This window comes from Phaeobacter italicus (assembly GCF_019801785.1).
Taxonomy (GTDB): domain Bacteria; phylum Pseudomonadota; class Alphaproteobacteria; order Rhodobacterales; family Rhodobacteraceae; genus Phaeobacter; species Phaeobacter italicus.
The window spans coordinates 730461-755595 of the sequence record NZ_JAHVIJ010000001.1 but is presented as its reverse complement, the minus strand read 5'-3'; the positions used below and the strand labels follow the sequence as shown (position 1 = coordinate 755595).

The 25135-nt window shown below is 59.4% G+C and carries 21 protein-coding genes; 6 read left to right on the top strand and 15 right to left on the bottom strand.

The features are described from left to right. Positions 1-22 precede the first annotated feature (22 nt). Positions 23-1045 carry a GAF domain-containing protein gene (locus KUV39_RS03525; RefSeq protein ID WP_082095508.1) on the top strand — a complete coding sequence of 341 codons (1023 nt, stop codon included), beginning with the start codon at positions 23-25 and terminating at the stop codon, positions 1043-1045. A 113-nt stretch (positions 1046-1158) separates the two neighbouring features. Here the strand turns inward: KUV39_RS03525 and KUV39_RS03520 are convergent, their stop codons facing one another. The 10 genes from KUV39_RS03520 to mtnA form a co-directional block, all read right to left on the bottom strand. Continuing rightward, positions 1159-2649 (bottom strand): sensor domain-containing diguanylate cyclase, encoded by a 1491-nt coding sequence (locus tag KUV39_RS03520; RefSeq protein WP_046210499.1) that lies wholly within the window; start codon positions 2647-2649, stop codon positions 1159-1161. Positions 2650-2769: 120 nt separating this feature from the next. Next, positions 2770-4200 carry an HD-GYP domain-containing protein gene (locus KUV39_RS03515; protein WP_244998201.1) on the bottom strand — a complete coding sequence of 477 codons (1431 nt, stop codon included), beginning with the start codon at positions 4198-4200 and terminating at the stop codon, positions 2770-2772. A gap of 89 nt (positions 4201-4289) precedes the next feature. Then, positions 4290-5045 carry an ABC transporter ATP-binding protein gene (locus KUV39_RS03510; protein ID WP_222458935.1) on the bottom strand — a complete coding sequence of 252 codons (756 nt, stop codon included), beginning with the start codon at positions 5043-5045 and terminating at the stop codon, positions 4290-4292. Continuing rightward, positions 5042-5899 (bottom strand): ABC transporter ATP-binding protein, encoded by an 858-nt coding sequence (locus KUV39_RS03505; protein ID WP_046210298.1) that lies wholly within the window; start codon positions 5897-5899, stop codon positions 5042-5044. Before KUV39_RS03505 ends, KUV39_RS03510 begins: the two co-directional genes overlap by 4 nt. Further along, the gene (gene nikC / locus KUV39_RS03500; protein WP_046210297.1) at positions 5896-6837 is read right to left on the bottom strand and encodes a nickel transporter permease; all 942 of its coding nucleotides are present in this window, start codon (positions 6835-6837) and stop codon (positions 5896-5898) included. The genes KUV39_RS03505 and nikC overlap by 4 nt, the downstream gene beginning before the upstream one ends. Continuing rightward, positions 6834-7892 (bottom strand): ABC transporter permease, encoded by a 1059-nt coding sequence (locus tag KUV39_RS03495; RefSeq protein WP_037302362.1) that lies wholly within the window; start codon positions 7890-7892, stop codon positions 6834-6836. Before KUV39_RS03495 ends, nikC begins: the two co-directional genes overlap by 4 nt. Position 7893: 1 nt before the next feature. Next, positions 7894-9489 (bottom strand): ABC transporter substrate-binding protein, encoded by a 1596-nt coding sequence (locus KUV39_RS03490; RefSeq protein WP_046210295.1) that lies wholly within the window; start codon positions 9487-9489, stop codon positions 7894-7896. Positions 9490-9605: 116 nt separating this feature from the next. Then, a complete protein-coding gene (locus KUV39_RS03485) occupies positions 9606-10658 on the bottom strand; it encodes a dipeptidase (protein ID WP_222458934.1) in 1053 nt (350 codons plus the stop codon). A 227-nt stretch (positions 10659-10885) separates the two neighbouring features. Continuing rightward, entirely contained in the window at positions 10886-11554 is a 669-nt protein-coding gene (locus KUV39_RS03480) for a class II aldolase/adducin family protein (RefSeq protein WP_222458933.1), read from the bottom strand. Between the two features lie 9 nt (positions 11555-11563). Next, positions 11564-12661, bottom strand: coding sequence for an S-methyl-5-thioribose-1-phosphate isomerase (mtnA, locus tag KUV39_RS03475; RefSeq protein WP_222458932.1), 1098 nt, complete (start codon positions 12659-12661; stop codon positions 11564-11566). Between the two features lie 563 nt (positions 12662-13224). Between mtnA and KUV39_RS03470 the strand changes: the two genes are divergently transcribed. The 3 genes from KUV39_RS03470 (at position 13225) to KUV39_RS03460 (ending at position 17362) form a co-directional block, all read left to right on the top strand. Continuing rightward, positions 13225-14190 (top strand): TAXI family TRAP transporter solute-binding subunit, encoded by a 966-nt coding sequence (locus KUV39_RS03470; RefSeq protein WP_008563148.1) that lies wholly within the window; start codon positions 13225-13227, stop codon positions 14188-14190. 137 nt (positions 14191-14327) lie between these two features. Further along, positions 14328-16934 carry a TRAP transporter permease gene (locus tag KUV39_RS03465; protein WP_222458931.1) on the top strand — a complete coding sequence of 869 codons (2607 nt, stop codon included), beginning with the start codon at positions 14328-14330 and terminating at the stop codon, positions 16932-16934. Next, positions 16931-17362, top strand: coding sequence for a universal stress protein (locus tag KUV39_RS03460; protein ID WP_008561584.1), 432 nt, complete (start codon positions 16931-16933; stop codon positions 17360-17362). The genes KUV39_RS03465 and KUV39_RS03460 overlap by 4 nt, the downstream gene beginning before the upstream one ends. 85 nt (positions 17363-17447) lie before the next feature. On the opposite strand, the gene KUV39_RS03455 is transcribed toward KUV39_RS03460, so the two are convergent. From KUV39_RS03455 to KUV39_RS03445, 3 genes are read right to left on the bottom strand one after another with little or no spacing between them, the layout of a single operon-like run. After that, positions 17448-18551: a lipocalin-like domain-containing protein gene (locus KUV39_RS03455; RefSeq protein WP_222458930.1), complete on the bottom strand. Its 1104-nt coding sequence runs from the start codon at positions 18549-18551 to the stop codon at positions 17448-17450. Continuing rightward, complete coding sequence (locus tag KUV39_RS03450) at positions 18541-20955, bottom strand: ABC transporter permease (protein WP_222458929.1); 2415 nt, start codon at positions 20953-20955, stop codon at positions 18541-18543. The genes KUV39_RS03455 and KUV39_RS03450 overlap by 11 nt, the downstream gene beginning before the upstream one ends. Continuing rightward, on the bottom strand, positions 20952-21617 hold the full coding sequence (locus KUV39_RS03445; protein WP_222458928.1) for an ABC transporter ATP-binding protein: 666 nt from the start codon (positions 21615-21617) through the stop codon (positions 20952-20954). The genes KUV39_RS03450 and KUV39_RS03445 overlap by 4 nt, the downstream gene beginning before the upstream one ends. 227 nt (positions 21618-21844) lie before the next feature. Here KUV39_RS03445 and KUV39_RS03440 point away from each other — a divergent pair, with 227 nt between their 5' ends. Beyond that, positions 21845-22285 (top strand): potassium channel family protein, encoded by a 441-nt coding sequence (locus KUV39_RS03440; protein WP_008559612.1) that lies wholly within the window; start codon positions 21845-21847, stop codon positions 22283-22285. 60 nt (positions 22286-22345) lie between these two features. Here the strand turns inward: KUV39_RS03440 and cls are convergent, their stop codons facing one another. Then, a complete protein-coding gene (gene cls, locus KUV39_RS03435) occupies positions 22346-23764 on the bottom strand; it encodes a cardiolipin synthase (RefSeq protein ID WP_222458927.1) in 1419 nt (472 codons plus the stop codon). A 237-nt stretch (positions 23765-24001) separates the two neighbouring features. Here cls and KUV39_RS03430 point away from each other — a divergent pair, with 237 nt between their 5' ends. Next, positions 24002-24202 carry a hypothetical protein gene (locus tag KUV39_RS03430; RefSeq protein ID WP_222458926.1) on the top strand — a complete coding sequence of 67 codons (201 nt, stop codon included), beginning with the start codon at positions 24002-24004 and terminating at the stop codon, positions 24200-24202. Positions 24203-24337: 135 nt separating this feature from the next. Here the strand turns inward: KUV39_RS03430 and KUV39_RS03425 are convergent, their stop codons facing one another. Then, on the bottom strand, positions 24338-25111 hold the full coding sequence (locus KUV39_RS03425) for an RlmE family RNA methyltransferase (RefSeq protein ID WP_222458925.1): 774 nt from the start codon (positions 25109-25111) through the stop codon (positions 24338-24340). Between the last annotated feature and the right edge of the window lie 24 nt (positions 25112-25135).

Genomic DNA, 25135 nt, shown 5'->3' with positions numbered 1-25135 from the left:
ATCAAAGTAAGAGGTGAGCGTCATGGAATTGGGATCAGTCGGAGGACAGCCAACAGGCGGTCAGTTTGCGCAACCGTCTCTCATGCCTGTGACCGGCGATCTGGAACGGTTGTCGGCAAGTTCCGGGCAGGAGTTCCTGCAGACCTTTGTCGATATTCTGCAGGACGTGTTGCAAAACGACTTTATGGCCATCAGCGAACTGCGCGTCGTTGAAAGAGAACGGATTCAGGTCAAAGCAGGCTGGATGGATGGCGAAAACATCGAGAATTTCGAGTATGATGCCTGTTTTACGCCCTGTCTCGACGCGATCCGAAGCGCCCAGATCATCATCACGCACAAGGGCGTACAGGACGCATATCCCGATGATGACCTGTTGCGCCACAAGGGATTGGAGAGCTTTATTGGCTATCCCGTTGTCAACGTCCACGGAGAGGTGATCGGCCTGATCCAACTTGGCTGGAAACACCAGATCGAAGAGGAAGAGAGCCAGCAGATTGTTGAGCTGATCGCGGATTTCGCCCGCCGGATTGCAACCGAGTTGGAAAACCTCCGCACCGTGCGAATCCTCAAGGCGCTGGCGCGAGGGCCTTCAGAGCCGTCAAAGGATGTGTTCCGTCTGGTGGCCGAGCAGGTGCAGCTGCTGCTGGGGGTTCGTGCGGTGATGATCGCAGAATGCTCGCAGGATGATGCCGATTACTTCAAGATTCTGTCCTATTGCGAAGGCAATGATTGGCTGACGGACATGGAAGGTCAGTTGATGACCTATGAGGGGCGGCCCTGTCATAACCTGAAATCCCAGCCTGAAGAGCGGATCGACTCTGGCCTTGCAGAGGCCTATCCCCATCATCCGCGCTATCGTGAGGCCAATTTCAACGCCTATCTCGGCATTCGGGTGAACGATACCGAGGGGGAAATGATCGGACACATCGTGGTGTTCAACCATGAAGGCGTGATCACCCATACCCTCGAGACAGAGCTGCTGTCCGTCCTGCGCGACCGGCTGGGGTTTGAAATCATGCGCCAACGGACCCTGGAACAAGAATAGCAGCCCGGTTTGAGCCACAGGGCGGGCGGCCCCGTCTAAGACGAGACAGCAGGTTTGTCCGGGGCGGATTTGCCGGATGGTGTTGGGTCTGGGCGGACCAACACGGGCCGTGCTCAGGCGTGATCGGCTCCGCGCACACAATTGCGCCCGGCGGCCTTTGCCGCATATAGCGCGCGGTCGGCTGCGGTCAGCAGATCCTGCGGCAGTTCTCCGTGATCAGGGTAGCTTGCGGTGCCGATGGAGACGGTGACACGGGGCAGGGTGGCCGCACCGTAGCGGATCGACGTGTCCTCAATCGCAAGGCGCAGCGCCTCTGCCATGTTTGCAGCAGTGGCCTGATCTGCGCCCGGCAGCAGAACCGAAAATTCCTCTCCTCCAAAACGGCAGGGCGTTTCGCCATTACGAAACACCTCCTGCATCTTGTCGCCGATGGCGCGCAGAACCATGTCGCCTGCGTCATGGCCGTGATTGTCGTTGAAGGCTTTGAACTTGTCAGCGTCAAACGACAGGATCGAGAACGGCGTGTTCTTGCGGGCGGCCATTGTGTGTTCTGCCCGCAGGGCCTCAAGAAAATAGCGCCGGTTGAAAAGCCGGGTCAGCGGGTCACGGGTGCTTTGGTCATGGAGCTCATCGCGCAGTTTCACATTGGCAATGGCAAGGCTGATGTGTTCGCCGCATTGAAGGGCGAGTTCAAAACCCTTCTCTGCGGCGTCTTTCGGGGTTTCGGGCGGATAGGTGACATGCAAAAGGCCCACGGTGTCACCATGGGCGACGATCGGAATGCACAAGGCATCTTCTACGGTGCGCAGGATCGGGTGATCCCGCACATGACCGCATTCAAAGGAAAACCCATCCGCATCAAAGCGGTAGCCCCGTCCGCGTCGCAATGCCCAACAGCTATCTGGCGCAATGTGTTCCTGCAGATGCGCATCACCCCAGGAACAGGCGCCATCCAGCACATCCCGGGAGTTGGAATAGATATACAGCTCTCCCTGCGTGTTCGGCAGGGCCTTGGTCATGAATTTTGAAACGACCGTAAACAGCTCTTCGAGCGACTTGCAGCATTGCAGCCATTCATCAAGCTCCGCGAGCGCCTTTGCCTCTGTTCGCCACTGCTGTTCCTTGGCAAGCATCGCCCTTGCCTGCTGCTCTGCCTCTTCGGCCTGGTGTTTGGCGGCAGCCAGGTCTGCGGCGTCGCGGCGAAACTGTGTGACGTCGGTGAATGTCACGACGTAGCCGCCATCCCGAAGGGGGCGGGCGAAGGAGTTGATGACCTTGCCCGATGCCATGTCACGGTCGAAATGAAACGGCTGGCCGGTGGTAAACAGCTGCTGCACCTCTGCTTTGCGGTCGGCCGTGATGACCCCTTGCGCCACTGTGATGGACAAAAAGGCCTCGCGCGTCATGCCAACGCAAAGATCATGTGGGCCAAGTTCGAGGACCTGAAAGATGCGTTCGTTATGCAGCGTGCAGACCCCATCAGAGGACCACACCAAGATCCCCTGTTCCATCTGGTTGAGAACATCCCGCATCTGTGCCAGCAGCGCGTCATTTGGCGCTGCGGCCTCGTGCCGTTCAAATGCACTGGGGGTTTCTAGTACCATACCGATCTCCATTCCACCGGACCAAGTCTATCAGCCAACCTTGACCAAGCGTTAAATCGCTGGCCGGAGAATGTATAAAATGCCATCAACCGTCGCTGGCCCCTGCGCCGCGCCCCAGGATCAGTTGACGGGATCATGCCGGCTGTTGCCGCGCGCAGGCCACTGGCTGGCGGCGATGGCGTCTTTCAATGCCTGGTAGGCGACGTCGTCAATCGCGGTGCCGGTCATGTCATCCATGATTGCAAACGCCTTTTCCAGCGGCATGGCGGCGCGATAGGGGCGGTCTGCCGTAAGCGCATCAAAGATGTCGGCAACGGTGAGGATGCGCATATCCATGCTGAGCTGATCTGCGCTGAGCCCGTAGGGGTAGCCACGCCCATCGAGCCGTTCGTGGTGTGCGGCGGCCACCTCCGCGACGTCCTCAAAGACCGAAACACGCCGCAACACGGCGTGGCCCAGAACAGGGTGGCTCTTCATAATTTCGAACTCTTCATCTGTCAGCTTGTCGGGTTTGTCGAGGATGGTGTTGGAAACCCCAAGTTTGCCGATGTCATGCAGCAAACCTGCGCGCATCATCCAGCGACGGTGCGCGCGATCATGGCCAAGCTGGGCGCAGATCATGTCGGTATAATCCGCAACGCGTTCCGAATGGCCGTAGGTGAAGGGGCTCTTGGCGTCGATGACGCGGGAAAACGCATGCGAGATTTCATCAAGGTATTGTTCATCCACCTCGATCGTCGCCTGGGCTGGGCTGCGCGACAGAACACGGTGTTCCAGCGTATCGCTTTGCAAACTGGCGGTGAAATCTGGCTGGCGGATCACCTCGCAGAACAGGGGCACCAGGTCTGGGTCGAACCAGCTTCCTGCGCGGCTTTCCAGTTCGGCGGCGGCGGCGTCTGCGCCGGATTGCATCGTAAAGACATCGGTGACCTGCGCCATGAGGGCGATGCGGGAATACAGAGGAATGGCAGAGCCGTGCCGCCCCTCTGGCTGGCCACCGCCGTTCCAGTGTTCATCGAGGCTGGCAATGCCCGCTGCCACGGCATCGGAAAATCGCATCATCCGTGCGATATCTGCCCCGCGCGTACAGCGGGTCTGGATCAGCTCTGTTGCGAGGGCCGAGGATTGGGCGATGACCGATGCGATGGTTTTCATCCGCCGTATCGTGTTGTCGCTGACACCGGTGTTGCGCGCCACAAACCCCAGTTTGTGATGTGTTGCCGCACCTATCACCTTGAAATTGCGCTTAAAGGCGAGGTCATCCGTGCGATATAATTCGCAGATCCGGGCGGCATTTGAACTGCAGCCAAGATCCTTGAGCAGCAGTGTGAAGTAAAGATCTGCGCGTTCATCGGCGCTGAGGTCCAGCGCATCTGCCACCTGCATCCCGATCCAGCAACAGCGAATGCAATGTCCTTCGGGCTGGCCTTCTGTCAGGTCAAGCGCGTGGCTCAATGCGCCCAGCAGTTCCGCCAGGCGAATGCTGCGCGGGGCGCCTGCAACGGTGGGTGAGGCGGCTGGGGGATCAATATGTTCGGCTGTCAGGGCCATTGGCGCGTATCCTCATCAACGAGAAAGACAAGGATACGCGATTGCGCCGAATGCATTGCTAACAATCGGAGCGGTTGGTTTACCCTAAGTTAAGCCACCCGATTGGCCGAGGCGTCCAACAGTGTCCGGGTATAGGGGTGCGCGGTCTGGCCTGCGCGCATGGCATCGATGCTGAGAACCTCAAGAATTTCGCCATGCTGCATCACAGCCGCCTGATCACACATATGCGCCACCACTGCGAGATCATGAGACACCATCACAAAGGTCAGCCCATGGGCCGCGCGCAGATCACTGAGCAGGTTCAGGATTTCGGCCTGCACCGAGACATCCAGCGCCGATGTCGGCTCATCCAGCAGCAGGATATCCGGCTGCGGCGCCAGCGCGCGTGCAATCGCAACACGCTGACGTTGACCACCGGACAGCTGATGCGGATAGCGAAAGCGGAAAGCAGGGCCAAGCCCCACGTCCTGCAAGAGCTGGTTCACCCGATCGTCAATTTCGCGAAAGCCATGCAGGTAAAGAGTTTCCGACAACACCTGATCCACTGATTGGCGCGGATGGAGCGAGGCGTAGGGATCCTGAAACACCATCTGCACGGTCTTGTAGAAATCCCGATCCCGCTTGGCACCCAGGGGGCGGCCTTCGACCTTGATCTCGCCGTTCCATTGCGGCGCAAGGCCGGTGATGGCCTTGAGAATGGTTGACTTGCCTGACCCGCTTTCCCCGACGAGGCCAAAGCTGGCGCCTTTGGCGACTGTCAGGCTGGCGGATTTGACCGCATGCACCAATGCGCCGTGATCTCCGAAATAGACGTTCAGGGCGTTGATCTCCAAGGCAGCGTTCATGTGCGACCCTCCACGCTGGGGGCATCGCGCCAACTGGGGTCGCGCTGCAACACCTCAAGCCGCGGACGCGGCGCATCAAATCGGGGCAGGCTGCCAAGGAGCCCGCGGGTGTAGGGGTGTTGCGCCTCGTGCAGGCGATTGGCGTCGCAGACCTCAACGATGCGACCGGCATACATGATCAGAACCCGGTCGCAGAACTGGGACACCAGATTGAGATCATGGCTGATGAAGATCAGCCCCATGCCGCGTTCCTTCACCAGACGATCCATGATCGACAACACCTGGCCCTGCACCGAGACGTCCAATGCCGAGGTCGGCTCGTCCGCGATCAGGATTTCGGGGTTGGGGATCAGCATCATCGCAATCATGATGCGCTGCCCCATACCGCCTGACATCTCATGGGGATAGGCGCCCATGACGCGCTCTGGGTCACGGATCGACACCGCCTCCAGCATCTCGAGCGCCTTTTTGCGGGCTTCGGCCTTTGTGGCCTTGGCGTGCAGACGGTGCGCTTCGATCAGCTGATCACCGATCGTCATGACCGGGTTGAGAGAGAATTTGGGATCCTGCATCACCATCGAAATCTGCTCTCCGCGGACCTTGCGCATGTCGCGCTCGGACTTTGCGAGGAGGTTTTCCCCGTGAAGGTTTATGTGATCGGCCTCCACGATGCCGGGATGACGGATCAGACGCAGGATCGCGCGGCCGGTCATCGATTTGCCCGACCCGCTTTCACCAACGATGCCAAGCCGTTCTCGGCCAAGCGAAAATGACACGCCGCGCACCGCGTCGAAGATGCCATTGCGGGTGGGAAACCGCACCCAGAGGTTTTCAATATCCAGAAGCGTGCTCATGAGGCGCTGTCCTTGGGGTCCAATACGTCGCGCAAGCCATCGCCCAAGAGGTTGAAGGCGAGCGAAACGGCAAAGATGGCGAGACCGGGCATGGTGGCAACCCACCAGTGATCCAGAATGAAACGGCGGCCCTCGGAGATCATGGCGCCCCATTCCGGGCTCGGGGGTTGTGCGCCAAGGCCAAGGAAGCCAAGACCCGCCGCGGCCAGAATGATGCCGGCCATATCCAGCGTAACCCGCACGATGAGCGACGAGATGCATAGCGGCCAGATATGTTTGATGATGATGCGCAGCGGACCTGCGCCTTGCAGCCGGATTGCACTGATGTAGTCGGAGGACCGGATCGTCAGCGTCTCTGCCCGTGCCATCCGCGCATAAGGCGGCCAGGCGGTAAGTGAAATCGCCAGAACCGCGTTTTCGATCCCCGCGCCAAGCGCCGCCACAAAGGCCAGCGCCAGAACCAGTCGGGGAAAGGCGAGAAAGATATCGGTGATCCGCATCAGGATCACATCGGCCCAGCCCCCGGCGTAGCCCGAGATGGTCCCCACCAAAAGGCCGACAACCGGTGCAATCAGGGCAACCAGCGCGACAATATAGAGGGTGATGCGGGCGCCATAGATCAGTCGGCTCAGGATGTCGCGGCCCAGAGAGTCGGTGCCAAGCAAATGCCCTTCGCTGCCCAGCGGCTGGAGGCGGTTTGCCAGATCCTGAACAAACGGGTCATGCGGTGCGATCAGGGGCGCAAAGAGGGCGATGGAAATCAACACCACAAGGATGGCCAGCCCCACCATCGCCATATGGTTCTGACGCAGGGCCAACCAGCCCTGATAAAGGGCTGAGAGGCGGGCCTGCCGACGCGAAGTCGGCGTATCACTGAGCAACCATTGCCGCAGGCTCTGGCCGCCGGATGAGGGCGGGGTTTGCGATGTCATGCTCATTTCGACCTCGGATCAAAGACTTTGTAGAGAAGATCAGAGAAGATGTTCAGGCAGATGAACACGAGGCCCACGACAACAGTGCCGCCCAGAACCGCGTTCATATCCGCCGACAAAAGGGCCGTCGTGATGTAGCTGCCGATACCGGGCCATGCAAAAATGATCTCTGTCAGCACCGACCCTTCCAGGAGGTTCGCATAGCTGAGCGCGATGACGGTAATCAGCTGCACCCGGATGTTGCGGAATGCGTGCGACCAGATCACTGCCCATTCACTCATGCCCTTGACGCGCGCGGTGGTGATATATTCCGCCGAAAGCTGCTCCAGCATGAAAGAGCGGGTCATGCGGCTGATATAGGCAAGACTGTAGTAGCCCAGAAGAGAGGCCGGCAGAACGATGTGGGAGAAGGCATCGCGAAACGCCCCCCAATCCCCGGCAATCAGTGAATCGATCAGGATCATGCCCGTGACGGAAGGGATCATGTCCTCGTAAAAGATGCCCTGGCGTCCGGGTCCGCCGACCCATCCAAGGATCCCGTAAAACAGCAACAGCCCCATGAGGCCGAGCCAGAAAATGGGCATTGAATAGCCAACAAGCGCAATCACCCGGGCGATCTGGTCGATCCAGCTGCCCCGGCGGACCGCTGCAATGACGCCCAGTGGCACGCCCAGAATGCAGCCAAATAGAATGCCAATCGTTGCCAACTCGAATGTGGCGGGGAATACGCGGGCTATGTCGCTTGATACATCCCGCGCCGTCAGCAGCGAGGTTCCGAAATCACCACGCAGGACATCGCTGACGTAGTAGAAAAACTGGACCGCCAATGATCGGTCGAGACCGAGCTCGCGGTAGGCGGCATTATACTGTTCTTCTGTTGCCCGCTCGCCCACAATGGCCAGCACCGGGTCGATGGGCATCACCCGACCGATCAGGAAGGTGACAAACAACAGGCCCAGCATCGTGACCGCAATAGAGGACAACGTCACCAGTGTGCCGCGTGCCCAAGGAGGGAGGGGCAGCCAGGGCCGCCTCTCCGTTTCTGTCGCGAAATTCGCCATCTTACTTGGTCACGTTCCAATAGGACGCAGCGGTGATCGCGGCACCAAGGCTGAGGCCTTCGACTTCTTCTGCAACGCCGGCCTGTTCGATCAGCTGGAACATCACCGCAAACGGTGCGGTTTCGCGGAACTGCGCCTGGATGTCATGATACATTTCCGCGCGCTTCTCGGTGTCACCTTCGACCACAGCGGCGGCGACCTTTTCTGTCAGCCCACCGGTGTCCCAGCTGTTGCGCCATGCCAGAAGGCCCGTCGCCTGGGCCTCGTCAGAGTTGTCGGGGTTATAGGCAAACGTGCCTGCATTGGTGTGCGGATCGGGATAATCCGGACCCCAGGCACCAAGATAGATGTCCAGTTCGCGGGCGCGGTATTTGCCAAGGATCTGTTTGCCGGTGCCCACCTCAAGGTTCAGCGTGATGCCTGCCTGCGCAAAGGTGTTCTGCAGGGACTGTGCGATTTCCAGACGTTCCTGTGCCTCGCGCACGCCGACTGTCAGCTCCATGCCCTCGACACCTGCTTCTGCGAGCAGGGCCTTGGCCTTTTCGATGTCCAGCGAGAACGGATTTTCGTCAACCGACCCAAGGTAGGTTTTGGGCAGGAAGTTCTGATGACCGACATACCAGTTCTTGAGGAAACTGTTTTCCATCCCTTCGTAGTCGATCAGGTATTTCAACGCCTGACGGACCTGCGGTTTGGACAGTTCGGGGTGTTTCTGGTTGAAGGAGACATACATCAGGCGGCCGCGCATTTCGCGCACCACTTCGACGCCCTCCACGCCTTCCATGCCCTCGACATCAGAGGGGGTGAGATCACGAGCCACGTCAACGTCGCCGCGTTCCAGCATCAGGCGCTGGGTCGCGCTTTCCTGAACATGGCGCACGATCACGCGTTTCATCGCAGGCTCACCACCATAAAAGCCGGGGTTGGCTGTAAGGGTCACGCTTTCCTTGGGTTTCCAGCTGGCAAGGGTGAAGGGGCCGGAGCCTGCGGAGTTGGTCGCCAGCCACTGGTTGCCCATGTCGCCATCAACCTCATTGGCCATGACGGTCTTTTCATCCAGGATCGAGCCGATGGTGGCGGTCAGGCAGTTCAGAACAAAAGAGGTCGCGTACCGTTTGTCCGTGGTAATGGAGAGCGTGTTGCCATCTACCGTGATGGTCTCGTCCACATTTTCCGGGGTAAAGCCGAACTGCGTGATGATGAACGACGGGGTTTTGTTCAGGATCACGGCGCGCTTCAGCGAAAAGGCTGCATCCTCTGCGCGGACGGGATTGCCTGACTGGAAGGTCACACCTTCGCGCATCGTGAAGGTGATGGTGCGGCCATCTTCGGAGACGGTCCAGCTTTCGGCCAGATCCGGCTGATAGCCCGCATCCAAATTGGCGGGATCAAAATTGACCAGTTTGCCATAGATGTTGCGGATCACATCGGCGCCCGCGAACTCAAAGCTCTGGGCGGGATCAAGGGTCGTGATGTCATCGATGCGGTTTGCAATCACAAGCATGTTTGCAGGTGTTTCCGCCATGCCGGCAATCGGGGTCACGCCCAGAGCAAGGCCAAGGGCGGCAGAGCCCAACAGGGTACGAATGGTCTTCATTACTAAACTCCCAGTCAAAGTGGTTTTTTGTTGTGGCGCGCTGTGGGCAGCGTCTTGTTATCGCTCGAAATAAACGGGGACTCTGGCGGCGCTTAATGCTGCGCTGACCAAAGGTTTCAGCTATCCTTCCAGGTGAGGTTCAAAACCCTGAGCCAGTTGTCCTGACAGAGCTTTTGCATCAGCGCATCGTCAACGCCGTGGGCCCGCAAGGCGGCCCGCAGCGCTGGCAGTCCCGCGATGGTTTCGATGTCCTTTGGCACAACCGCGCCATCAAAATCAGAACCAAAGCCGACGCGGTCTTCTCCCAGGTGTTCGATCAGGTGGTCCAGATGGCGCAGCATCCGGTCAATTGGCGTGTCTGCATCCATCCGCCCGTCCTCTCGCAGGAAGGCAACGGCGAAATTCAGGCCCACCATCCCGTCACTGTCGCGGATGGCATGCAGCTGGCGATCGGTGAGGTTGCGGCTGTGAGGTGTCAGGGCGTGCGCATTGGAATGTGTCGCAACCAGTGGCGCCTGACTGAGAGAGGCGATGTCCCAGAAACCAGCCTCATTGAGATGCGACAGATCCAGCATCACCCCCAAGGCATTGCAGCGTACCACCAGACGTCGGCCATCTGCCGTCAGTCCGGGACCGGTATCAGGCGTGCTGGGAAAGCGGAACGGAACTCCGTGACCAAAGCGGGTCGGACGGCTCCAGACTGGCCCGAGAGAGCGCAGCCCCGCCGCATAAAGCACATCAAGACAGGCCATATCGCGGTCGATCGCCTCGGCGCCTTCCATGTGCATGACAGCGGCCATGATGCCATCCGCCAGGGCCCCGCGAATGTCTGCGACGGTTTTGCAGATCCGCAGGGCACCGTCGCGCTCCAGATCAAGAAGAATGGCGGCCTGGGCCATCGCGACCTTACTGGCGTCAGACCAGGGGATTTCTGATGGCAACGGCAGGTCATAACTCGTGGCCATCATGTCATCATCATTGCCCAGAGAGGTGCTGTCGGGGACATAGATCGCAAAAAATCCACCACCAAAGCCGCCGGTTTTGGCCTTGGAAAGATCAATCTGACGCCCGCCGCTGCCCTGAAACCCGTCCGCGCCGGGAAGAACATCGTTGTTGTAAATCCGCAAAAGCAGATCATTGTGTCCGTCAAAAATGAGTGGATCAGTCATAACTTTCTTCCAATTCGAATTTATGAGGACGTGTTTTTTGCGCTAACGCAAGAGAATTTACGCACGCGACCTGCAACCTCCGCCTGTTTGCCCAAAATGAAGCGCCTTCACGCAAGGGCACACACCAAAAGGGACAGGCTGCACCTTGGCGGCCTGTCCCAATGATCAATATGTTCGGATAACGCCCGTTTGGGCGACTCAGCCGCTGTTTTGGCGGTTCTTGGAGCTCAGGCCGGTTTCAGCCCGTAGTTTGCAAATGCGGCCAGCGCATCGTCCATCTGTTCAGCTGTCAGCAACACGGGCGTGCCGATGCTGCGGGCCAGGATGTAGGTTTTTGCAAGGCTCTCCAGCTCGACCATCCGCCACATCGCGCGCGCCAGTGTGTCGCCGGTGACGATTGCGCCATGATTGGCCATCAAACAGCCGTGTCGGTCCTTCATTGCTGTCACAACATGACGAGACAGGTCAGCAGTGCCATACAGCGCGTAGTCCGCAAGCGGGACATCATGACCGCCAAAGGCCGCAACCATATAGTGGCAGGGCGGGATGGACATGTGATTGACCGCCAGTGCGCAGCAGTTCACCGGATGGGCGTGCACAACCGCCATTGTCTCTGGCTTTGCCGCCATAAGCGCCTGGTGAAACTGCCACTCGGACGACGGAGCGCGTTGACCATCGTTCGGGTCAGGGTCGCCGGACAGGGGCATCCGGACAATCATGTCAGGCGTCATCTGTTCGTAGGGAACACCGGACGGCGTGATCAGCATTTCCTCGCCTGCAAGGCGAAGGGAAATATTGCCGGAGGTGCCTTGATTGATACCTGTCCGGTTCATCTCCAGACAGGCATCAATGATGGATTGGCGCAGGGCGCGGCTATCTTCGGGCGCGGAGGACATGTTGCGTCCTTACTGTTTGGCCAGATCAGGGAAAAGCGCAGCAAGCCCGTCTTCGCTGGCGTCACAGATGCCGCGCTCTGTGATGAGGCCGGTGACCAGACGGTTTGGCGTCACATCAAAGGCCGGGTTGCCGCAATCTGTTCCTTCTGGGGTGACACGTGCGAGGCCAATGTCGCCATTTTCCAGGACGCCCTGCACATGGCTGACTTCGCGACTGTCGCGATCCTCGATCGGGATTTCGCGCACACCATGACTCACGGTCCAGTCGATCGTGGGCGAGGGCAGGGCGACATAGAAGGGTACGCCATTGTCGTGGGCCGCGAGTGCCTTGAGATATGTGCCGATCTTGTTGCAGACATCGCCCCGCCGGGTGGTGCGATCGGTGCCGGTGATGACGAGATCAACCTGGCCATGCTGCATCAGATGGCCGCCGGCGTTGTCGGTAATGTAGCTATGGCTGATGCCATGGCTGCCGAGCTCCCAAGCGGTCAGCGCACCCTGATTGCGGGGGCGGGTTTCGTCCACCCAAACGTGGATCGGCAGGCCTGCATCATGTGCCTGATACATCGGGCTGGTGGCGGTGCCCCAGTCGACGGTCGCAATCCAGCCGGCATTGCAATGGGTCAGCAGGCGCACCGGCTCTCCCGCTGGTTTTTTGGCGGCGATCTCGCGGATCAGCTCCAAACCATGTGCACCGATCTGGCGGTTGATCTCCACATCTTCATCCGCGATCTCATGCGCCAGGGCCAGCGCCGCTGACGCGCGTTCTGCTTCGGGCAGGGGGCGCAGGGCTGCAAGGCAGCGGTTCAGTGCCCAGCGCAGGTTGATTGCCGTGGGGCGGGTTGCATTCAGCATCTGCCAGGCGGCTTCCAGCGCGCGATCAGAGGGGTCCAGCTGCGCGGCCAGCGCCATGCCATATGCGGCCGTCGCACCAATCAACGGAGCGCCGCGCACGCGCATCTCAACGATGGCGGTTGCATAGTCCTCAAGGGTTTCGACAGGCTGAATGCGAAAGTCATGCGGCAACCAGCGTTGATCGATGATCATCAGGACCGATTTGTCATGGTCCCACCAAAGCGAACGATAATGCGTGCCATTGACCTTCATACGGTGTGTCTCCTGCGCAAAATGGACGGATGTGTTGCTGTTCTCCTAGCGAATTGCACGCAGAGTGCAACGGAATTGGTATTTCTGCCAAGCTATCGACCGCAGTCTTGCCGGGCCGTTAAGTATTTGTGCTGCAAGGCAGCATTTCTCGCTTGAAGGGAGTGGAGGGCTGACATAATTCAGCGCCGAACCCAGCCAGAGGCGGGTCAGTCAAAAGATCAACTGCATGGATTGTTTATTGATGCCATCTTGCGCTCAGGTGCGGCATTCTGACACAGTGTCGCGAATCCTGCGGTTCGTGTCGCACGGGGAAAATTCGGAGTTTGGCACCAGATACGCCAAATCCCCGTCATTCCGGCGATGCAGATCATGGGGGTGCCTTGACTTGGCATCTGGTGACTGAAACGCTTTTTGCACGGACCGGTGTGGCCACCGGAAAAAAGTGGCGCCAAGGCGCGACAATCCAAATCCGGCAGCTACATGTCCCGAAGGGTTCTAGACCCCCGCCGCAGATTTTGCGGCATTTCGGTTTCGACGATAAAATACGTGGGAGAACAACGAACATGACCAAAACGAAACTGGCCGTTAGCGCCCTGGTCGCAAGCGCATTCATGGCGCCTGCTGCTATGGCAGAAGAATTCATCACCATCGGCACCGGCGGTGTGACCGGTGTGTACTACCCGACCGGTGGCGCGATCTGCCGTCTGGTCAACAAAGGCCGCAAAGAGCACGGTATCCGCTGCTCCGTGGAATCCACCGGTGGCTCCGTTTACAACATCAACACCATCCGCGACGGCGAGCTGGAGTTTGGTGTGGCGCAGTCCGATTGGCAGTACCACGCCTACAACGGCACCTCCAAGTTCGAAGAGCAGGGCGCCTTTGAAGGTCTGCGCGCTGTGTTCTCCGTCCACCCGGAGCCGTTCACCGTGGTTGCACGTGCCGACGCAGGCATCAGCAACTTTGACGATCTGCAAGGCAAGCGCGTCAACATCGGCAACCCCGGTTCCGGTCAGCGCGGCACCATGGAAGTGCTGATGGAAGCAAAAGGCTGGGGCATGGACGCCTTTGCACTGGCAACAGAGCTGAAAGCCGCAGAGCAGTCCGCAGCGCTGTGCGACAACCAGATCGACGCGATGGTTTACACCGTTGGCCACCCCTCCGGTTCCATCCAGGAAGCCACCACTGCATGTGACTCCGTTCTGGTGACTGTTGACGGCGAAGCTGTTGAGCAGCTGATTGCTGACAACTCCTTCTACCGCTCGGCAACCATCCCCGGCGGCATGTACCGTGGTTCGGACGCAGACACCGCGACCTTTGGTGTGGGCGCAACCTTCGTGACCTCTGATGCGGTCTCCGAAGAAGCGGTTTACACTGTGGTAAAGTCGGTCTTTGAAAACTTTGAAGACTTCAAAAAGCTGCACCCGGCATTTGCCAACCTGAAGCCGGAAGAAATGGCGACCGCCGGTCTGTCCGCTCCGCTGCATGCAGGTGCTGCAAAGTACTACAAAGAACAGGGCTGGATCGAATAATTCAGACCAGTTGAACGAACGGGGCGCCAAGGCGCCCCGTTTTGCACCTGCGGTCCCCACGTCCGCTGACCGGGGTGTCAAAAACAAGTGAAGCAGTGCCATCATTCCGGGGCACCAGCTTTCGAGGGGAAACCATCATGACAAGTGAAACACAGGGCAACCGTCCGCTGTCAGAGGAAGAGCTTCAGGCTCTTGTTGCCTCATCCGACTCCGGTGCCCGCAACCCGATGGGCAGCGTTGGGCTGTTCCTGGCGATCGTGGCCTGTATCTGGTCCATCTTTCAGGTGCTTCTGGCATCGCCGGTTGCCAATCTCGTGCTGCCCGGCAGCGTTGTAAACAACTCCCGCCAGATCCATCTGGCGTTTGCGATTTTTCTGGCTTACGCGGCCTATCCTGCGTTGAAAACCAGCCCGACAGATCGGATCCCGGTGCAGGATTGGATCCTTGCCCTGATGGGCACCTTCACCGCACTGTATGGCTATATCTTTTACGAAAAGATCGTGAATGCCGGCGGCAAGGGCGATGATATCGACACCATCTTTGCCGCAATCGGTCTTGTCTTGCTGTTTGAAGGCGCGCGACGGGCCCTTGGCCCTGCGATGGCAATCGTGGCGTCGGTGTTCCTGCTGTATGTCTTCTTCGGCTCCTCTGAATTGGTGCCTGACGTGATCCGCTGGAAAGGCGCATCGCTTGACCGCGCGATGGAACAGATGTGGATCACCTCTGAAGGGGTGTTTGGCATTGCCCTTGGCGTGTCGACAAAATTCGTCTTTCTCTTCGTGCTGTTTGGTGCGCTGCTGGATAAGGCCGGGGCCGGCAATTATTTCATCAAAATGGCGTTTGGTGCGCTTGGCCACCTGCGGGGCGGCCCGGCCAAGGCGGCTGTTGTTGGTTCTGCCGCAACCGGCCTGATTTCCGGCTCATCCATTGCCAACGTGGTGACTACCGGCACCTTTACCATCCCGCTGATGAAGCGGGTCGGCTTCAGCTCTGAACAGGCCGGCTCGGTAGAGGTCGCCTCTTCGGTGAATGGTCAGATCATGCCGCCGGTCATGGGCGCTGCGGCCTTTCTGATGGTGGAATATGTCGGCATCTCTTACGTCGAGGTGATCACCCACGCCTTCCTGCCGGCCGCGATTTCCTACATCGCGCTGATCTATATCGTGCACCTTGAGGCGGTGAAGCGGAACATGCCGACCCTTGGCAATCGCGAAGTCAACCTGATGCGCACCGCGCTTGGGATGCTGAGCTTTTTCCTGGTGTTTGCCGGCCTGTGCTACGGCACCCAGTTCCCGGTGGACGCGATCGAAGCAACCGCACCGGATGCGGCTGGTCTGATCATCACAGTCCTGGTTGCGCTGGTCTATATCGCGCTGGTTTATATGGCCGCACAGGTCCCCGATCTGGAGCCCGATGACCCGAACGCCAAGGAAGTCGAGCTGCCGGATGTTGGAAAGATCTACAAGGCTGGTCTGCATTACCTGCTGCCGATTGTGGTTCTGGTCTACTTCCTGATGATCGAACAGAAATCGCCGGGTCTGTCGGCCTTCTGGGCGACCGCATTGCTGTTTGTGATCCTGCTGACGCAGAAACCGCTGAAGGCGCTGTTCCGCGGTCAGAGCAACCTGCTGCACAACTTCATTGATGGCGTGAATGACCTGTGGCACGGCATGGTGGATGGCGCTCGCAACATGATCGGCATCGCTCTGGCGACCGCAACCGCCGGTGTTATCGTCGGGACCGTTACGCTGACGGGCGTGGGGCAGGTGATGGCTGATCTGGTCGAGTTCCTGTCCGGCGGCAACCTGATCCTGATGCTGGTGATGGTCGGTCTGTTGTCGCTCATCCTGGGGATGGGCCTGCCGACAACGGCCAACTACATCGTCGTATCGTCTCTGATGGCGGGTGTCGTCGTGGAACTGGGCGCGCAATCCGGCCTGATCGTGCCGCTGATCGCGGTGCACCTGTTTGTGTTCTACTTTGGCATCATGGCGGATGTGACCCCACCGGTGGGGCTTGCGAGCTTTGCCGCTGCGGCCGTTTCGGGCGGGGATGCAATCCGCACGGGCTTTACCGCGTTCTTCTACAGCCTGCGGACTGTGGCGCTGCCCTTCGTGTTCATCTTCAACACCGATCTTCTGTTGATTGATGTCACCTGGGTCGAGGGGATTTTGGTGGCTGTAACAGCGACCATCGCGATCCTCGTGTTCACTGCGGGTACCATGGGGTATTTCCTTACACGCAGCCGCATCTATGAAAGCGTGGCGCTGGTGGCGATTGCATTTGCGATCTTCCGCCCGGGCTTTTTCATGGACTACATCCAGCCTCCGTTCACGCAGGTGCAACCTGCAGAGCTGGTCAGCGCGCTGGACGAGGCACCCGAGGGCACAGAGGTGCGTCTGAAAGTGGCGGGCCCCGACTTCGACACTGGCGAGATGACCGAAACCACCCTGGTTCTGACCGTGGGTGCTGGCGGGGGTCAGGCAAGTGTGGATCAGTTCGGTCTGCTGCTTCTTGAAGAGGACGGAACCGTCAAGCTGGAAGAGCCGATGTTTGGCACCCCTGCGCAGCCGATGATGGACGGGTTTGATTTCTATCTGGATGACCCTGTATCCTTGACCTCGGTCAAGGTGCCTGCGGATCAGCTGCCCAAGGAGCTGATCTTCATTCCGGCGCTGCTGCTGCTGGGGCTTATCGCTCTGATGCAAGCCGGTCGCGCCCGCAAAGAGGAGGCAATGGCATGAGCAAATCTGTTCTCTGCGCTCTGGAGCTGAATGGCGATGCGACAGACCGCAAGGTGCTGACAGAGGCCGCCCGGATGGCGGAGCTGGATGGCGCGCAGTTGGATGTTGTCAACGTGCTGCCCGATTTCGGCGAAAGCTGGGTCAGCGGCTTTTTCGAAGAACATCACCACGAACGCGCCATCAAGGAGGCAAACGATCGCCTCCAGACGCTGTGCAAGGAGGTGTTGGGAGAAGACCGCAATGCCAAGGTGCGCCACCTCGTCGCCACCGGTAAGGCCTATCAGGAGATCCTGAAGGTCGCCGACAAGGCGGGTAGCGATCTGATCGTCATCGGGGCTCATAAGCCGGAGCTGACGGATTACCTGCTTGGCCCAAATGCGGCGCGGGTGATCCGCCATTCCAGCTGCTCGGTCTACGTCGTGCGCTGAGCGGGGCTCAGGACTAAATCAAAGGGGCGTCCGTATCGGGCGCCCCAATTGTTTTTCTCACTCGTTTTGCCCTCAGGTCTTCGCTTCAGTCGCCGTCGGGCGCATAGCCTGTCATCTCCAGATAGCCGATCCCGGTTTGATTGCCGCTGATCCTGACCGGACCCTCCCAATATGGAAATGAGGTGCCCATCCAGGCGTTGGGGTTGATTGCGTCAACTTCGATATCGAGGTCCCTTTCGGCCAGAGTCAGCCGCCATCCTGTCGGGATGGTCCTGCCTTCGATATCTGTGTGCCTCAGCGGTTCGGCCTGCAGCGCGCCGGGGGGCAGTGGCACGGCCGATCCATCGGGCTCGATCCAGGTGCCAGAGGTGTAAACCTCCCGACCGCGAAGCTGAAAGCCCATCATCTTTGCACCACTGTCAAACCGCAGGGAAAACCAGTCCCAGCCGCTTTGATCGGGGGCCAGGGGCTGGCTGGACCACTCGCGATCAAGCCAGCCATCGCCGTGAACAGTGACAGGCCCATCCGGCAGATTAAGCGTCCCGCTGACCCGGTAATGCGGTTGCGAATAATAATAGCTGGCCTGGCCGGTCGCGGATTTGACGGAATATCCCTGTTCACCCTGCAAGACCAACGGGCCGTCCGCCTGCAGGTTCAGTTGATAGGAAAAATCAGCGCCACGGGCCGACAGGCGCAAGCTGTCCAATGCGTCCCTTTGGTCTGGTTTGCGCGGCTCAGCAACCATGTTCCAATCATCAATATAGGCGGCAAAGGGCTCTGCCGTGACACCGGCCTGTCCAATCCCGCCCCGCGCGATCCGCTCGGCGTGGAAATGCTGATTTGGCGTCGTAAGCCCGGCGTGCCCCAGCCAGATCTGAGGATCTCCCCAAACGGCCTCAAGGGTGGCCGTTTCATGGTTGGTGGTGCGCAGCGCAGAGCGGAACAAGGTCCACTGGATGCCGTAGTCCTGCCCGTCATCGCCCTGCAAGTTTGCGGTCAGATACCACCACTCGATCCGGTAGTCAGGATGTGGGCCGTGGTCGGTGGGAAACTGCGGCGCGACGCCGCGCTCGGGTATCGCAAACCCCTCTGCATCAGTGCCAAGCCCGGCATAACCCTGTGCTGCGGCTGCGTGCGGCATGGCGAGCACAAAGGACAGCAGAGAGACCGTCAGAGATTTAGCGTTCATTGGCAAAGACCCTCAGCAAGTCAGCAGGTTTCAATCGGGCGAGCCGCAGGGCCGGCAAGGCGGCAGCCAGCGCCGCCGCCATCAGCGCCATCGCGAAAAGCCGCAGCCACTCCATCGGGAACAGGACCATCGGCAGCCGCCATCCAAACGCCTCGACGTTCACAACCGCCAGCAACGCCCATCCAAGCATCAGGCCAAGGGGCAGGGCCAGAACAGCGGTCAATGAGGCCAGACACACACTGCGCAGCACCTCAAGGCGGGCAAGTTCGTGGCGCGTGACGCCCATCGCCCAGATCGGGGCGAGCTGTGGCAGGCGCTGGCTCCATAGGGTCAAAAGGCTCGTCAACATGGCAAAACCCGCAACACCAAAGGTGAGGAGATTGAGCGCGCCGGTCACCACGAACGTCCTCTCAAAAATCGCCAAGGAACGATCCTTGAGCGCGCGCTGATCGATGAAGGCGGTCGCGGGCAAATCAAATGCCTCTTGCAGGTCGGCACGCAGACCTTGGGCCTGATCTGCATCTACACGCAGACCAAAGCGGCGGTTTTCGATCCGGGGACGTTCTGCCAGCAGACGATCCAGCCCAACGATTGCCTGCGGATGGGGGTTGCCGTAGTCCGAATAGACGCCTGCAATCGTCATCTGCCAATCCGCCGCGATCTGCAGGGGATCGCCGGGCGCCAGATCTGCCCGGCGGGCCAACTGCTCGTTGATCAATACGCCGGTTCCTTGCGCAATTTGGTCCCAGGCCTGCGTCTGGGCAGCGATCAGCGGCCAGTTGTCACGGTAGGTCGCATCATCGACCACGCCATAGACCTCCATCGGGGCGCCATTGAACCGCTCGTCACTGTGGCGAATGGGAAGAACACGAACACCGCGTTCCTCCAGCCAGGGAGTGACCTTCCTTGCGTCATCGCTATTGGGGAGGGTCATGTACAGCTCTGACGCCAGACGCTGATCGAGCCAGCCAACAAAGGTGAGCCGAAAGCTCGAAACCATTGTTCCAACACCAATATTCGTGGCGAGCGCGAGCAGAAGGGCCATCAAGGCAAGGGAAAGCCCCGGCAATTGGGCGCGCATGTCGGCCCAAAGCCATTGGCTAAGCGGTCGTTTTGCGAGCCGTCCGCCCAGTGTCGCCAAGAGCGACAACAGCAGCGGCAGCAAAAGTGCTGCGCCGATCATCAGCGCGCCAAGAAACAGAAACCCTGCGAAGAGACCATCGAAGGCAATTGGTATGACAGCGGCTGCAAGAAGAAGAAGGCCACCCGCAGCTGCAGACCAGCGATGGCCGCGCAATGTCTGCTGGCCGCGCGCGGCAGAGGCCGGGGGCGCAAGGATGGGAAGCGTCCGGATGCTCCATGCGCTTTGCACACCAGCCATCAACATACCCGCAAGAGCCATGCCAAACCCAGACAGTACCCAACTGGGTCGCAGGCGCAGACTGCCCGGCAGATCAGCACCGTAAAGGCCAGAGAGCGTCGCCCCAACCCCCGGCATCAGCGCGGCCGCAATGAGATAGCCAAGGGCCAAACCAATAAGTGCGGCAAAGGTCGTGATGATCGCGAGTTCAGTAAATATGACTGATATCAGTATCTTGATAGGAATACCTAAGCTGCGCAGGGTGCGAAACATTCCGCGTCTTTGTTCGATGCCAAGTGCAATGGTGCCCTGAACGATGAACAGTCCGACAGCAAAGGCGAGCAGGCCAAAGGCCGTCAGGTTCAGATGAAAGCTGCGCGTTAGTTGCTCGGTGTCGGCACCGGTGGATCGGCTTTGCCGGATCAGATCTGGCGCGACGGTCCGCAATGGCGGCAGGCCGACTGGTTGCTGCGGCAAGATCACCAACCGGCTGATCCTGCTGCCTGACTGCAAGAGCCGGGCGACCGTCCCGATATCCCCAACCGCGGTGCCGGGTGGGACATTGGCGTTCGCAATGACTGGCGGCAGGTCTGTGTCGGGCAGCTTGGTTTCCGGGTGCACAAACAGACGGCCCGGCGGCAACAGGAGATCGGCAGATTGCAGCGGCTCCGCCTGCTGCGGCGTGTTCACCTCTGTGAGGGTTTCGGCCATCGGGTGGGTCAGGATGTCAATGCCAAGCAGTTCGATCCTGCTGCCCGGATCACCGAATTCTCCGATCAGGAGTGGAGAGACAAGCCAACCTGCACGTCGCAGTGCAACATACTGTGATAATTCAATAAACCCTCTATCACTGATCAGATAATCCTCTCGATCTGGGGAAATCTGAGCAGCGGCCTCGGCATAGCTGGCGCGGGCTTCGCTGTTGATTGCCTGCATCGCGGACCACAAGGCGGTGGCAAGGGCCAGGCCGATTACCAGCATACCAAGCTGAAGGGGTTGGCGGCGCCAATGAGATAGCACCGCCATCAGGGTTGCAGCGATCATGGGGCGGGATCCGACAGTTTGCCCTCCCGCAGGTGGAGCCGCCGATCCAAGCGACCTGCGATGTCTTGGGAATGGGTCACCAGCAGCAGTGCACTGCCGCTGTCGCGGCTCAAATCGAGCATCAGCTCCAGAACCGAAGATCCTGTTTTTTCGTCCAAATTTCCCGTCGGCTCATCGGCCAAAAGCAGCTTGGGTCGCAGGGCCAATGCACGGGCGATCGCCACACGTTGCTGTTGGCCGCCCGACAGTTGTTCCGGAAAGCGCCCTCTCAGCTCGGCAAGGCCCAGGCGCGAGCTGAGCTCTGCCAGCCAGTCGCCATCCAATCGACCTGCGAGGCGGGCGTGCAGGCCGATGTTCTGGCCCACGGTCAGGGATGGGATGAGGTTGAACTGCTGAAACACCAGCGCAACCTGATTGCGCCTGAGCGCGGCGCGTCCATCTTCGTCCAGGTGCTGAAGCGCGATGCCATCGACTGAAATCTCTCCGCTGTCGGCTTCGTCCAACGCGCCGGCGAGATGTAGCAATGTGCTCTTTCCTGATCCGCTTTCACCGGTGAGGGCGAGGCTTTGCCCCGAACGAAGGTGGAGCGACACCTGATCCAGGACTTGCACGGGGCCGCTTGGGGAATGGTAGGATTTCGTGACCTTGGCCATTTTTAGCATTTCGCCATAACCCTTTGCCTCGTTTTGTTTTTCTTTCGAACCACCTGGCATTTGCAGCAGCGGATCCAGCGCGATGCCTGATGGCAGGACAGTTGCGCAACCGCCACTCCGCCAATGTAGCCCTTTGATCCCAATTGCCAATGTGACATGACAGGTTAGCAAGGAGCAGCGCGCACGACGATGCGGGCAGACCGGTATTTCGAGAGCAAGACAACGGGGGCCGCACAATGACGCTATTTCAGCAACTGCTGTTGGGCAGCCTGTACCTTGGCATCTGTCTGGCGGTTGAGGCAGGTCTGCTGGTGTTCTGCGTTCATATCCTGCGCCACCGGCTGGATGCGCTCAAGCGGATTTGGCGGTTCTGGCGGATGGCGGCTGTGCTGGCGGTTGCGATCGGTCTGATCGTGTTTGCCCATACCGTGCAGGTCTGGATCTGGGCCTCTGCCGTGATCATGGCGGGCGCGATCGGGGATTGGAACACGGCAGTCTACTTCTCCCTCGCGACCTATACGACCTTGGGCTACGGCGATGTGGTTCTGGGGGAAGGGATGCGCATCTTTGCCGCTTTCGGTGCGGTGACGGGCTTGTTTGCCTTTGGGATCAGCACCGCGTTTCTGGTTGCCGCACTACGCGAGGTCTTCGCATTGGATCGCGAGAACGGGCGCTGAGCGGCCAGGGTCAGGATGCATTGATTTGGCATCACTGGTTTCCTGATCTTGTTCCTGACCCTAGAGGACAGGCGCCAGAAGCCGGGCAACCGGTGCGCCAAACCTGATCTGCCAGGTCTGTTCATCCAGCGTCTCCTTGATCAGCGCGGCCTCTGCAAAATCCGTATCCAGCATGGCCGCGACGGCGTCGCAGGTTTCGCCATCAAAGCACAGCGCCATGGTTTCGAAATTCAGCCGGAAAGAGCGGTTGTCGAGGTTCATCGTGCCCACTGCGGCGATACAGTCATCGACGACAAACACCTTCTGATGAAGAAAGCCACCAGTGTATCTGAAGATCTGCACGCCAGCTGCGCGCAAGTCGTCAAAGTAGGAAAACGCCGCCAGCCAAGGGGCGTAATGGTCAATGATGCCGGGGAGGAGGATGCGCACCTCAACACCCCGCATGGCCGCATTCTTGAGCGCGGCGACCACGTCCTGATCGGGCACAAAATAGGGTGAGGCGATCCAGATACGTGTCCGGGCTGCCGAGATGGCAGAAAAATACATCATGGACCCGTTCTGGTTCGGATCTCCTGGCCCGGTGCCGATGACCAGTGCGGGCTTGCCCGGCGAGGAAACTTTGGGACACTCCCAACTTAGCAGGTCAAGGATCGGATCCTCGGTCAGCCAGAACCAGTCTTCGCAATACCCAAGCTGCAGCTGCTGCACCACGGGCCCCTCCAGCCGGACCTGCGTGTCCCGCCAGCGGCCATAGTGCGGATCGCGGCCCATGTATTCATCACCGATGTTCATGCCACCGGTAAAACCAATCTGCCCGTCGACAATCACGGTTTTTCTGTGGTTGCGGAAATTCAGATGAAAGCGGTGCTTTGGGCCGGGCCGTGTGTCTGGATCGACCAGATTGACGCCGGCTTTCTCCAGATCCCGGCGAAATGTGGTCGACAGGCCGTGACTGCCGACCGCATCCGTCATGAACCAGACGGCAACGCCGCGGTTTCGGGCATCGATCAAGGCGTCTTTCAGCTGTCGGCCATGGTTGTCATCGCGAACGATATAGAATTGCACCAAGACATAATCGCTCGCTTCGCGGATAGCGGCGAGCATGGCCTCGGTGATTGCGGGCCCATCCACCAACAGATCAAATCGATTGCCGTTGCAGATGGGATAGCCCGCCAGACGTTCAAACGGGGCCTCGTTCAGGGGCAATGCATCGCGGTCCTGGGTGTGGCTGTCTGAATAGACCCGCAGCGCGTTGAGGATCTTGTCGGCCTTTTGCCGGGTGTCGCGATAGCGCGAAAACTTGCGATGCCCGAAAATGAGATAAAGGGGCAGGGCAAGGAGCGGCGCCGACAAGAGAAAGACAACCCAGCCGATCGCACCCTGTGGGGTACGGGCGGTTCTGGCTGCCTGCAGCGAGGCAAGCCCAGCCAAAACCCACATCGAGATCACAGCAGCGGTGCTAAGGATGAGCCAAACCATATGTTCCCGGATCCCCAATCAATGCTGAACTGCCTTGCAGCGCAGCCCAGAGCTTAGTCCGATGCAGGCCGCTTTCCAAGAACAGGCCGTTCGGGTGAAAACGCAATAGGCAGGCATATTGTTTCGAAAAATGGAACAATAAGGCAGCTTTGCCACAATTGCGCCCATATGCGGACCCACTGAACCGCTAGACCATGGTTAACCGGGATGGTCCGGCAAGAAATTTATGAGGGTCAGATGCGCGTGTTGCAATCGAAATTCCGCAAGCCTGAGCTTTTGAACAAGCTCGTCAAACGCCTCAGCTCCAAAGGGGTGGTGGGCGGTGATAGTGCCGACCTGCGCGTCAGCCTGCGCGCCGATGGTGCGGCCCATGAAACAATTGCGCTACAGGCGATGGCGATCCGCTCGATCACTCCAACTCAGCCGCGTCTCGGCTAAGTTTTTGAAATAGTTAAACCTCCCAAGTTCCTCCCAAACTCGTTTCAATACCCACCTCGCACTAAAAAGCCGGATCAAGGCTGGGCTGGGCGCCCGTCTTGGTCCGGCTCTTTTTTTGTTCGGTTTTGCCTCGGTTCAGAGGGTGTCGTCGTCTTCGTGCTCGTCCTCAAGCTGGGCGTTGCCGCGGAAACCAGTCGCCACCACAAATTTCTCCGAACTGTCTGAGCGGGAGGAGGGCGGTTTGACGTGGTAGACCTTGGTGAACTTCTGCTTCAGCAGCTTTTGCAGTTCACCCTCTGCGCCGCCGGCCAGAACCTTGGCGACAAAGGTGCCGCCTTCTTCAAGAACGTCAAAGGCGAAATATGCTGCGGTTTCACAGAGCGAGATGATCCGCAGGTGATCGGTCTGCTTGTGGCCGGAACTGGCCGCCGCCATATCCGACATCACGACATCTGCCTTGCCACCCAGCCATTCCTTGACCTTGTCGTCTGCGCCGTCGCTCATGAAGTCGAGCTGGTGGAACTCGGCCCCTGCAAGCGGTTCGACCTCTTGCAGGTCAACGCCGATGATACGGCCGACAGATTTGCCTGGCTTCTCGCCAAGGGCGTTGATCCGCTTGACAGCAACCTGCGCCCAGCCACCGGGTGCACACCCCAAGTCGACAACCCGCGCGCCATTGACGAGGAAGCGGAACTTGTCGTCGACTTCCATGATCTTGTAGGCCGCACGCCCACGATAGCCTTCTGCTTGGGCGCGCTTGACATAGGGGTCATTCAGCTGTCGCTGAAGCCAGCGGGTAGAGCTGAGCTTGCGCCCGCGGGCCGATTTTACCTTGACCTTCAGCTCGCGCTGGCCGCGACCGGAGGTATTCTTGCCGGTCGGTGTCTTTCCGGTGGGTGACTTTGCCATATCCGTCGTTCCTTGCCGTCGCAC

Coding starts and splice junctions, on each gene's coding strand:
- KUV39_RS03525 (WP_082095508.1), top strand. CDS start 23: ATGGAATTGGGATCAGTCGGAGGACAGCCAACAGGCGGTCAGTTTGCG.
- KUV39_RS03520 (WP_046210499.1), bottom strand. CDS start 2,649: ATGGTACTAGAAACCCCCAGTGCATTTGAACGGCACGAGGCCGCAGCG.
- KUV39_RS03515 (WP_244998201.1), bottom strand. CDS start 4,200: ATGGCCCTGACAGCCGAACATATTGATCCCCCAGCCGCCTCACCCACC.
- KUV39_RS03510 (WP_222458935.1), bottom strand. CDS start 5,045: ATGAACGCTGCCTTGGAGATCAACGCCCTGAACGTCTATTTCGGAGAT.
- KUV39_RS03505 (WP_046210298.1), bottom strand. CDS start 5,899: ATGAGCACGCTTCTGGATATTGAAAACCTCTGGGTGCGGTTTCCCACC.
- nikC (WP_046210297.1), bottom strand. CDS start 6,837: ATGAGCATGACATCGCAAACCCCGCCCTCATCCGGCGGCCAGAGCCTG.
- KUV39_RS03495 (WP_037302362.1), bottom strand. CDS start 7,892: ATGGCGAATTTCGCGACAGAAACGGAGAGGCGGCCCTGGCTGCCCCTC.
- KUV39_RS03490 (WP_046210295.1), bottom strand. CDS start 9,489: ATGAAGACCATTCGTACCCTGTTGGGCTCTGCCGCCCTTGGCCTTGCT.
- KUV39_RS03485 (WP_222458934.1), bottom strand. CDS start 10,658: ATGACTGATCCACTCATTTTTGACGGACACAATGATCTGCTTTTGCGG.
- KUV39_RS03480 (WP_222458933.1), bottom strand. CDS start 11,554: ATGTCCTCCGCGCCCGAAGATAGCCGCGCCCTGCGCCAATCCATCATT.
- mtnA (WP_222458932.1), bottom strand. CDS start 12,661: ATGAAGGTCAATGGCACGCATTATCGTTCGCTTTGGTGGGACCATGAC.
- KUV39_RS03470 (WP_008563148.1), top strand. CDS start 13,225: ATGACCAAAACGAAACTGGCCGTTAGCGCCCTGGTCGCAAGCGCATTC.
- KUV39_RS03465 (WP_222458931.1), top strand. CDS start 14,328: ATGACAAGTGAAACACAGGGCAACCGTCCGCTGTCAGAGGAAGAGCTT.
- KUV39_RS03460 (WP_008561584.1), top strand. CDS start 16,931: ATGAGCAAATCTGTTCTCTGCGCTCTGGAGCTGAATGGCGATGCGACA.
- KUV39_RS03455 (WP_222458930.1), bottom strand. CDS start 18,551: ATGAACGCTAAATCTCTGACGGTCTCTCTGCTGTCCTTTGTGCTCGCC.
- KUV39_RS03450 (WP_222458929.1), bottom strand. CDS start 20,955: ATGATCGCTGCAACCCTGATGGCGGTGCTATCTCATTGGCGCCGCCAA.
- KUV39_RS03445 (WP_222458928.1), bottom strand. CDS start 21,617: ATGCTAAAAATGGCCAAGGTCACGAAATCCTACCATTCCCCAAGCGGC.
- KUV39_RS03440 (WP_008559612.1), top strand. CDS start 21,845: ATGACGCTATTTCAGCAACTGCTGTTGGGCAGCCTGTACCTTGGCATC.
- cls (WP_222458927.1), bottom strand. CDS start 23,764: ATGGTTTGGCTCATCCTTAGCACCGCTGCTGTGATCTCGATGTGGGTT.
- KUV39_RS03430 (WP_222458926.1), top strand. CDS start 24,002: ATGCGCGTGTTGCAATCGAAATTCCGCAAGCCTGAGCTTTTGAACAAG.
- KUV39_RS03425 (WP_222458925.1), bottom strand. CDS start 25,111: ATGGCAAAGTCACCCACCGGAAAGACACCGACCGGCAAGAATACCTCC.